We start from the raw sequence: 9,517 nt of genomic DNA, 5'->3' as shown, positions 1-9,517 counted from the left end.
GCCCCGTCGAGGTGTTCGGCGCTCCCCCCGGGCCGCAGACCGACGCCGAGGTCGCGGCGATCCGCCACCTGGTGGCCGAGGTCGAGCACGCCCAGCACAACGAGCTGGTCGACCGGTTCCTGAGCGTCTTCCGCCGCCAGGACCCGGTGTGGACCACCGGCCACGGCAAGCGCCTGTCGGGCTTCGAGGAGATCGCGGCCTTCACCCGCAAGGTCCTGCCCGGCGCGGCGGCCGAGTCCACCGCGGTCTACGACGTCGAACGCGTGCTGTTCCTGCGCCCCGACGTCGCCGCGGTGAACGTGCGCCAGCAGCCGGTGCGCCACGACGGGACCCGGATCGCCGACCGGCCCGAGGGCCGCCCGTTCTACCTCCTGGTCAAGGAGGACGGCACCTGGCGCATCGGCGCCGCCCAGAACACCGTCGCGGTCGACTGACGACCCGCCGACGACCGGCCGCCCGCACGGACGCCGAGCCGACCCACCACGAGGGGGAACGTCCCATGACCACCCACCGGATGACCGATGCCGAACTCGCCGGGCAGCCCGCCGCCTACTGGACCGGCGTCGCCCACGAGGCACTGATCGCCTTCACGCGGGCCCGGCAGGCCGAGAAGGGCTACACCCAGCCGCAGTTCTGGCTGCTGCGCAACCTGTCGGCGACCGACCTCTCGCCCGACGGCGAGGGGATGACCCTGGACGGGCTGCGGGAGGCCATGAGCTCCTACATCCGGCCCGAGGACGACCTGGCGGCGGAGTCCGCGGTGCTCGTCGAGCGCGGCTGGCTGCGGCGGGACACCGACGACCGGCTGTGGCTCACCGCCGAGGGGGAGCAGGCCCGCGTCGACCTGGCGCGCAACGCCCCCGCGATCCGCGCCGCCCTCCACGAGGGCATCGACGACGCCGACTACGTCACCACGCTGAAGGTGCTCGGTCGGCTGATCCGCAACGCCGGCGCAACGATGCCCTGACAGGACGACAGGCCCGGGCGCCGGCCTCCCCGCCTCCTCGGCGCGATACCGCCGAGGAGGCGGTCCCGGCCCCGCACTCCCGCCGTTCCCGTGATGAACAGGAGGTTCGATGGACGAGCGCACCCGCCCGCCGCTGCGGTCCGACCGGATCGAGCGGATCGCCGCGGGCTTCCTGCGCACCCTCGTCGACCACGGCACGAACTGCCAGCCCGCCGAACTGGCCCGGACCGGAGCGATCGCCCTCGACCTCGCCACCGCCTGTCTGGCCCGGCACCGGGGAGCCGCCGAGGACCCACCGCCCGAGACCCGTGCCCAGGCCATGCTCCGACGGATCGACGCCTTCATCGAACACAACCTCGCCGATCCCGACCTGACGCCCCGACGGATCGCCGACCGCCACAACATCTCGCTCCGCACCCTCTACACCCTCTTCCGCGACCGCCCCGCCGGCGTCGCGGGCACCATCCGCCGCCGACGCCTGGAACGCTGCCACGCGGACCTCGCCCGCCCCGGTCTGAGGCACCGCCCCGTCCAGGCGATCGCCGCCCGCTGGGGCTTCGCGAACCACACCACCTTCACCCGGGCCTTCCGCGAGGCCTACGGCACCACCCCCACCGCACACCGGGCCCGCGCCCTCGCCGGACCGCCGGAATCCCACGACCGCACGACCGGCGGACCGGAAGCACCGGCGAGAACCCCCGGCCACGAGGGCTCCCGCTGACCGACCCCGGCCCGCCGGGTCACCGCTCCACCGCGCCGCCGCGTAGCCGCGGGGGAGTCCCGCCGAGCCGGTGCCGACACCGTGCTCAGCACTGGGGGAAGTTGACGGCGAGGCCACCGAGCGCGGTCTCCTTGTACTTGGTGCTCATGTCGGCTCCGGTGTCGCGCATGGCGCGGATGACGGCGTCGAGGGGGACGAGGTGCCGTCCGTCGCCGTTGAGGGCGAGGCGGGCTGCGGCGATGGCCTTGAGGCTGCCGATGGCGTTGCGTTCGATGCAGGGGATCTGGACGAGTCCGGCGACGGGGTCGCAGGTCAGGCCGAGGTGGTGTTCCAGGGCGATCTCCGCGGCGTTCTCCACCTGGCCGGGGGTGCCGCCCAGGAGTTCGGTCAGACCGGCGGCGGCCATGGCGGCGGCGGTGCCGACCTCTCCCTGGCAGCCGACCTCGGCGCCGGAGACGGAGGCGTTGCGCTTGACGATGATGCCGATGGCGGCGGCGGTGAGCAGGAAGCGCACGGTGCCGTCGTCGTCGGCGCCGGGGACGAACCGGTGGTAGTAGTGCAGGACGGCGGGCAGCACGCCCGCAGCGCCGTTGGTGGGTGCCGTGACGACCCGCCCGCCGGCGGCGTTCTCCTCGTTGACCGCGAGCGCGTAGAGCGCGACCCAGTCCATGGCGCGCAGCGGATCCCCGGGACCGCCCTGCTGCCGGAGTCGGCGGTGCAGTGCCGGGGCGCGGCGCGCGACGTTCAGGCCGCCCGGCAGCGTGCCGTCCGTCCGGCAGCCGCGGTCGACACAGTCGCGCATGACCTGCCACAGCTGCAGAAGCCCGGCGCGGACCTCGGCCTCGGGTCGCCGGACGCTCTCGTTGGCCAGCATCAGGTCGCTGATCCGCCCGCTCCCGGCCAGGTCGATGAGCTGCTTGGCGTCGGTGAAGGGACGGGGCACCTCGTGCGGAGCGCCGAGGGCCTCGTGGAGCAGGAAGCCGCCGCCGATGGAGTAGAAGGTCCGGGTGCCCAGGACGACATCGTCCCGGTCCAGGGCCGTGAAGGTCAGGGCATTGGGATGGGCGTCCGGCAGGAAGCGGTGATGGAGGACCAGGTCGAACCCGACGGTCTGCGAGCCGGGCAGCCGGACCCGGCGCTCGGCCGTGATCAGACGGAAGCGCTCGTCGGCGGTGGCGACGTCGACCGTCTCCGGCCGCTCGCCGGCGAGCCCGAGCAGGACGGCCTTGTCGGTGCCGTGGCCGACACCGGTGGCGGCCAGCGAGCCGTACAGCTCGACGTCGATGGTCGCGACCTCGGCCAGCACGCCCGCCCGGTCGAGCTCCCGGACGAAGTGGTGGGCGGCGCGCATCGGTGCCACCGTGTGGGAACTGGACGGTCCGATGCCGACGCGGAACAGGTCGAACACGCTGATCAAGGAGGACTCCAGGGGAGCGGCCGGGGTTGGGGCCACCGGTCTACCGCCGACCGGACCCGCACGGTGGCGACGGACCGCCAGTGGCGCGGACGGGCGCCCGGTCGTGAGCGCGGGCCCCTCCCGGGTGCCGCGCCGCCCGGCCCCCGGCCCGGGTGGTGTGGATCCTCGACGGGCCTGGTGTGGATCTTGGTCCGAGGGCGGTCCGGCCCGCCACTTACCGACGGGTACGTGCCACGATTCCCGGCACACCGCACGCAGCCGGCAGCGACGGGGCCGGAGCGGCCGTGCCGCTTCCGGCGCACGCCCGGGCCGGCCTGCCCTTCACCGGGAGGAACGCCGATGACCGACGAGGACCTGCCGACGCACCTGTGTCGCCTGGGGCTGACGCGCCGTGAGGCGCAGACCTACACGGCGCTGCTCGCCGTCCGCGCCGACGACGGCGCACCACCGGCCGGGAACCGGGGGTGCGACCGGGAGGCCCCCGGGTGCAGCGGTCCGGACGAGGACCGGGCACGGGAGGAGGACCTCGCGCAGCTGCGTCGGCTGGGCCTGGTCACTGTCTCGGAGGCCGACGGTGGCCGGCACGTGCCGGTGGAGCCCACCATCGCGCTGGAGTTCCTGGCCCACAGCCGCGCCGCCGAGCTCCGTGAGGCCCAGCAGGCCGCCGTCAACGCCTACACCGGGTACCGGCGTACCGTCAGCCCCCAACCGACCGAGAACCTGGTCGAGGTCGTCACCGGCGCCTCCATCATCGAGCGCATCGAGACCATCGAAGCAGCCGCCGAGAGCGAGGTCCTGCGCTTCGACTCGCCGCCGTACCACACGCACGGGACGGCCAACCCGATCCAGATCGAGAAGCTCCGGCAAGGCGTGGAGTACCGGGTCGTGTACTCCCGCTCGGCGGTCCAGAACGCCGAGTACTACGCCGTCAACATCAAACCCTGTATCGCCGCCGGGGAGCAGGCCCGGATCCTGCCCACCGTCCCCGTGAAGCTCACCATCTTCGACGGCAGACTGGCCATCGTGTCGATGTCGTTCGTCGAGGCCGAGGTCAACGACTCGCTGCTGCTGGTCCGCCCGTCGAGCCTGCTGTCCGCGCTGACGGGGTTGTTCGAGGCGTCCTGGCGGACGGCGTTGCCGATGCACCTGAGCGGCCGCGTGCCGTCGGCGCTCACCCCGATCCACCGGCGCATCGTCGAGCTGCTGGCCACCGGGGTCACCGACGACACCATCGCCGAGCTGCTGGGCGTCAGCCGCCGCACCCTCTCCCGCCACCTGGAGCAGCTCAACTCCCGTGCCGGATCGGTCACCCGCTTCCAGATGGCGCTGCACGCGGCGCGCAACGGCTGGATCTGACAGGCCGCGGGCGGCTCCCTCGCACGAGGGCGAGTCCCGGACACGACACGCATCCGACCGTGTCCGACCTTTGTGGCCAAAGCGCGCCAATGGCGTCAACTCGTTCCTCCCGGCGCCTCTCTGACGGTACTTCTGGTGCACCGGGCTGAGCGCCGGAGCGCAACCGCCCCCGACGGGAAGGGCCGGTCCCCGAAGGGACCGATCGCGACCACGGGTGGCCGGTCCTCCCCGCGACGCCCCATCTCCCTGCCCCCACACCAGGAGACGTTTGCGTGCCGCGCGCCCCCGACGGGCCCGCCGTCGTCGATCCGTGCGGACGACCGGCGCCCTCCACCGGCGCCCTCACGCGACCACCGTCGCCGATCCGAGGCGGCGAACCGTCGCCGCACCCTCCCAGGAGGTCATCCTTGTCCCAGCAGAACGCACGCCACCGTCATGCCCGTAGGGCGAGGCCGACCACCGTCGTCGTCGCGGCCACCGCCGTCGCCGCCGCGGCGGCCGCGGTGGTGATCAGCCCGGCGAACGCCGCCCTGCACGCCGCCGGCGAGGCGCAGCCGGCCGCGGAGTCCATAGCCGGCCGCTACCTGGTGGTGCTCAAGGACGGCGCGGTGCCGTCCCCGGGCGCCGCGCAGGACGTCGCCCCGCCGGCCGGGCAGAAGGCCGCCGCCGACGGCGTACAGGCCGAGGCGTCGGTGGCGTCCCTCGCGGACCGGCTGGTCCGGGCCCACGGCGGCTCCGTCCGGGCGGTCTACGACACGGCGTTGCACGGCTACGCCGCCGAGATGACACCGGCCGAGGCGAAGGCGGTGGCGGCGGATCCGGCGGTCGAGTCCGTGGAACAGGACGGTGTCCAGCACTCGGGCTCGGCGCCGCAGGCCGCCCAGGCGGCGTCGGTGGCCAGCTGGGGCCTGGACCGCATCGACCAGCGGAACCTGCCGCTGGACAACAGCTACACCGCCCCGAACACCGCCTCCAACGTCACGGTCTACCTGGTCGACAGCGGACTGCGCACCACGCACACCCAGTTCGGGGGGCGGGCGAGCATCGGGGTGGACCTGGTCGGTGACGGCCGCAACGGCGCCGACTGCCTCGGCCACGGCACCCACGTCGCCGGCACCGTCGGCGGCAAGGACTACGGGGTGGCCAGGGGCGTGAAGCTCGTCGCCGTCCGCGTCACCCCGTGCAACGACTCCATCCCCACGTCCGCCATCGTCTCGGCCGCCGACTGGATCACCAAGCACGCGGTCAAGCCGGCCGTGGTCAACATGAGCATCAACGGCGGCGTCAGCGCCGCCGAGGACAAGGCGATCCGCACCTCCATCGCCTCCGGCGTCACGTGGGTGGTCTCCTCGGGCAACAGCGGCGCCGACGCGTGCAGGAACTCGCCCGGCGACATCGCCGAGGCCGTCGTGGTGAACAACTCCACCTCCGACGACCAGCGCCGCTCGGACTCCAACTGGGGTGCGTGCACCGACCTGTTCGCCCCCGGTACCGGCATCACCTCGGCCTGGAACGGCAGTGACAAGGACAGCCGCAAGCTGACCGGCACCTCGATGGCCGCGCCGCACGTCACCGGAGCCGCCGCCCTCTACCTGTCGGCCCACCCCACGGCCACTCCCGCCCAGGTCCAGGACGCGCTGATCGGCGCGGCCACGACCGGCAGGATCGGCAAAGCCGGGACGAACACCCCCAACCGGCTCCTCTACGTCGCGGGCCTGGGCGACCACGCCGCCGGGTGACCGCCGACCCCCGGGGCCGAGGCCCCCCGACCGGCCCCGGCCGGCCGGCACCCGAGGTGCCCCAGCCGGCCGTCGAGCCCCGTCCGGACCGGCGGCAGCGTACCGCCGCCCACGTATCGGACCACCGTTCCACCCCCCCTCGACACAGGAGACACCATGTCCACCGGTACCCCCGGCCGTCACCGCCGTTCCCGGAAGAAGATCCTGCTCGCCGTCGCCCTGCCGACGGCCCTGGCGGCGGGCGCCGCCACCGCCGCGGTGGGAATCGGCTCCGCCTCGGCCGCGGTGGCCGTGCCGAAGCCGGACCACGTCGTCGTGGTCATGATGGAGAACCACGCCTACAAGCAGATCATCGGCAGCAAGGACGCGCCGTACCTGAACTCGCTCGCCAAGGGCGGCGCCGTCCTCAAGGCCTCCTACGGCATCACCCACCCCAGCCAGCCGAACTACTTCGCCGTCTTCTCCGGCAGCACCCAGGGCATCACCGGCGACGACTGCTACAACCCCGGCTCCATGTCCGCCCCCAACCTGGCCTCCGAGCTGATCGCGGCCGGCAAGACCTGGGGAAGCTACAACGAGTCGCTGCCCAGCGAGGGCTCCACCACCTGCAAGAGCGGCAAGTACGCCCAGAAGCACAACCCCTGGTTCGCGTTCAAGAACGTGCCGACCGGCAGCGGCCACACCTTCGACCAGTTCCCCAGCGACTTCACCAAGCTCCCCAAGGTCTCCTTCGTCGTCCCCAACCTCTGCAGCGACATGCACGACTGCTCCGTGGGCACCGGCGACGGCTGGATCAAGAACAAGCTCGACGCGTACGCCGCCTGGGCCAAGACCCACAACAGCCTCCTCGTCATCACCTACGACGAGGACGACAAGCACAGCGGCAACCAGATCCCCACCGTGCTGTACGGACAGCCCGTCAAGGCCGGCTCCGCGCCGACCACCAAGTACAACCACTACGACATGCTCCGCACCCTGGAGGACCTCGCGGGGCTCACCACGCACGCCGGCAAGGCGGCCGGCGCCTCCGACATCGCCGGCGTCTGGAACTGACCGTGTACCTCGCGGACAGCCGACGTCCCGCGGCGTCCGCCGCCGCCCCGGCCCCCGGGCCGGGGCGGTCCGCGCGGATCGCCCCCACCGTCCTCGCCCTCGGCACGGTCAGCCTGATCACCGACGTCTCCTCCGAGATGGTCACCGCCGTCCTGCCGCTCTACCTCGTCACCGCGCTCGGCGTCTCCCCGCTCGGCTTCGGCGTGCTGGACGGCGTCTTCAACGGCGCCTCCGCCGTCCTGCGGCTGCTCGGCGGCTTCCTCGGCGACCGCGGCGGCGGACGCCACAAGGCCGTCGCCACCGCCGGCTACGGCCTCTCCGCGCTCTGCCGGCCCGCACTCCTCGTGGTCCGCACCACACCGCTGATCGGCCTCGTCCTCGCCGTCGACCGGGTCGGCAAGGGGCTGCGGACCGCGCCCCGCGACGCCATGATCTCCCTCGCCACCCCGCCCGAACGGCGCGGCCGCGCCTTCGGCGTGCACCGGGCGATGGACACCCTCGGCGCGCTGGCCGGCCCCCTGCTCGCCTTCCTCATCCTGCGCGCCGCCCCCGGGGGATACCACGCCGTCTTCACCGTCAGCTCCTACGTCGCGGCACTCGGCGTGCTCGTCCTGGTCCTCCTCGTCCCCGGCCGCAGCCTGCGCTCCACGCCCGCCCCCGCGGCGCGGCTGCGCCTGCGTGAGCTGCTGCGCCTGCCGGCCCTGCGCCGGACCACCGCGTGCGCCGCCCTGCTCGGGCTCGCCACGGTCAGCGACTCCTTCGTCTACCTGCTGCTGCAGCGGCGGCTCGAACTCTCCGCGGGCTGGTTCCCCCTGCTGCCGCTGGGCACCGCCGCCGTCTACCTGGTGCTCGCCGTCCCGCTCGGCACCCTCGCCGACCGGATCGGGCGCCGACGCCTGTTCGTGCTCGGCCATGCCGCCCTGCTCACCGGCTACGGCCTGCTGCTCGCACGGCCCGGCGGGGGCGCGGTCCTCGCCGCCGCCGTCCTCGCCCTGCACGGGCTCTTCTACGCCGCGACCGACGGCGTCCTCGCCGCCGCCGCGGCGGGCGCCGTGCCCGAGCAACGGCGCGGCGCCGGCCTGGCGCTCGTCGGCACCGGCCAGGCCGCCGGCCGCTTCGCCTGCTCGCTCGCGGTCGGCGCGCTCTGGAGCCGCTGGGGCGACACCGCCGCCCTGGCCGTCATGACCGCCGTGCTCACGGTCGCCGTCGCGGTCGCGGCCCGCCTGCTGGGCCGGCTCACCGATGACCGGGGCGCAGGCAGTGGCTGATCGACCCCCCGCCGGTGCCCGTCCGCTCCTCCTGCCGTCCCCGCCCGTCCCGCCTGACCGTCCGTCGACGTACCCCCTGGAAGAGGATCCCGTATGACTTTCGGCCGCCGTCTGCTCGTCCTGTTCGCCGCCGTCGCCGTCCTCGTCGCGGCCGGCGCCTGGACCGTGCTGCGCGCCGGCGAGGCGAGCCGGGGCGGCGACCGGGCGGGCGACGGGCCGCCGGCCAGGGAGGGCACCGTCACGCTGCGACCGGACGCCGCCGGAGCGCACCTGGTGTTCCGCTCCATGACCTGGGGCTCCCGACGTGACCACCTCGCCGCCGTCCCGCTCGCCGATCCCGGGGCGACCCGGACGGTGGCGGCACCGGCCTGCCTGCGCTTCCACGCCGCGGCCGGCACCGGGATCTGCCTCCAGGCCGTGCACGGCGTCCTGGAGGACACCTACCGCGCGGTCGTCCTCGACGCCGACCTGCACGAGCAGCGCCACTACGACCTCGCCGGCATCCCCACCCGGGCACGGGTGTCCCCCTCGGGACACCTCGTCGCCTGGACGGTCTTCGTCGGCGGCGACTCCTACGCCGGCACGGACTTCTCCACCCGCACCACGATCCTGGACACCACCACCTGGACCCTGCAGGAGAACCTGGAAGGCTACGCGGTCACCCTCGACGGCAAGCCCTACCGCGCCGCCGACTCCAACATCTGGGGCGTCACCTTCGCCGACGACGAGCACTTCTACGCCACCCTCGCCACCGGCGGCAAGACCCACCTGGTCGCCGGTGACGCCGTCCACCACACGCTCGCCACCCTGCACGACAACGTCGAATGCCCGTCCCTGTCGCCCGACGGCACCCGCATCGCCTACAAGAAGCGCGTCCCCGGCCTGCCCGAGGACGCCCCGTGGCGGCTCTACGTCCTCGACCTGAGGACCATGGCCGAGACGGCGACCACCGAGGACCGCGACATCGACGACCAGGCCCTCTGGCTGGACGACCGC

General features: G+C 73.8%; 9 protein-coding genes. 8 read left to right on the top strand and 1 reads right to left on the bottom strand.

The genetic code is table 11. The features are described 5' to 3' along the window. Nucleotides 1-11: 11 nt before the first annotated feature. The 3 genes from MCM47_RS38680 (at nt 12) to MCM47_RS38670 (ending at nt 1,688) form a co-directional block, all read left to right on the top strand. Nucleotides 12-434 carry an SgcJ/EcaC family oxidoreductase gene (locus MCM47_RS38680; protein WP_238951637.1) on the top strand — a complete coding sequence of 141 codons (423 nt, stop codon included), beginning with the start codon at nt 12-14 and terminating at the stop codon, nt 432-434. 65 nt (nt 435-499) lie between these two features. Further along, nucleotides 500-967 carry a MarR family transcriptional regulator gene (locus MCM47_RS38675; RefSeq protein WP_238951636.1) on the top strand — a complete coding sequence of 156 codons (468 nt, stop codon included), beginning with the start codon at nt 500-502 and terminating at the stop codon, nt 965-967. Between the two features lie 109 nt (nt 968-1,076). Further along, nucleotides 1,077-1,688 carry a helix-turn-helix domain-containing protein gene (locus MCM47_RS38670; RefSeq protein WP_238951635.1) on the top strand — a complete coding sequence of 204 codons (612 nt, stop codon included), beginning with the start codon at nt 1,077-1,079 and terminating at the stop codon, nt 1,686-1,688. 85 nt (nt 1,689-1,773) lie between these two features. Here MCM47_RS38670 and MCM47_RS38665 read toward each other — a convergent pair whose 3' ends face one another. Continuing rightward, nucleotides 1,774-3,117: an L-serine ammonia-lyase gene (locus MCM47_RS38665; RefSeq protein WP_374209277.1), complete on the bottom strand. Its 1,344-nt coding sequence runs from the start codon at nt 3,115-3,117 to the stop codon at nt 1,774-1,776. Nucleotides 3,118-3,444: 327 nt separating this feature from the next. Between MCM47_RS38665 and MCM47_RS38660 the strand changes: the two genes are divergently transcribed. The 5 genes from MCM47_RS38660 to MCM47_RS38640 all read left to right on the top strand — a co-directional run. Then, a complete protein-coding gene (locus tag MCM47_RS38660; protein WP_238951633.1) occupies nt 3,445-4,461 on the top strand; it encodes a helix-turn-helix domain-containing protein in 1,017 nt (338 codons plus the stop codon). Nucleotides 4,462-4,868: 407 nt separating this feature from the next. Beyond that, entirely contained in the window at nt 4,869-6,200 is a 1,332-nt protein-coding gene (locus MCM47_RS38655; protein WP_238951632.1) for a S8 family peptidase, read from the top strand. Nucleotides 6,201-6,356: 156 nt separating this feature from the next. Next, nucleotides 6,357-7,253: an alkaline phosphatase family protein gene (locus MCM47_RS38650; RefSeq protein ID WP_238951631.1), complete on the top strand. Its 897-nt coding sequence runs from the start codon at nt 6,357-6,359 to the stop codon at nt 7,251-7,253. 2 nt (nt 7,254-7,255) lie between these two features. Beyond that, entirely contained in the window at nt 7,256-8,521 is a 1,266-nt protein-coding gene (locus MCM47_RS38645; RefSeq protein WP_238951630.1) for an MFS transporter, read from the top strand. A 93-nt stretch (nt 8,522-8,614) separates the two neighbouring features. Continuing rightward, a partial coding sequence (locus MCM47_RS38640) for a TolB-like translocation protein (RefSeq protein WP_238951629.1) occupies nt 8,615-9,517 on the top strand: 903 nt, incomplete at its 3' end.

This window comes from Kitasatospora sp. A2-31, from assembly GCF_022288725.1.
In the GTDB taxonomy this organism is placed as follows: Bacteria; Actinomycetota; Actinomycetes; order Streptomycetales; family Streptomycetaceae; genus Kitasatospora.
Note: the sequence above shows the minus strand (reverse complement) of the source record. Positions and strands in the feature narration are given on the sequence as shown.

Bases quoted from the DNA above. Each gene is read 5' to 3' on its own strand.
- MCM47_RS38675 (WP_238951636.1), top strand. From the start codon at position 500: ATGACCACCCACCGGATGACCGATGCCGAACTCGCCGGGCAGCCCGCC.
- MCM47_RS38670 (WP_238951635.1), top strand. From the start codon at position 1,077: ATGGACGAGCGCACCCGCCCGCCGCTGCGGTCCGACCGGATCGAGCGG.
- MCM47_RS38660 (WP_238951633.1), top strand. From the start codon at position 3,445: ATGACCGACGAGGACCTGCCGACGCACCTGTGTCGCCTGGGGCTGACG.
- MCM47_RS38650 (WP_238951631.1), top strand. From the start codon at position 6,357: ATGTCCACCGGTACCCCCGGCCGTCACCGCCGTTCCCGGAAGAAGATC.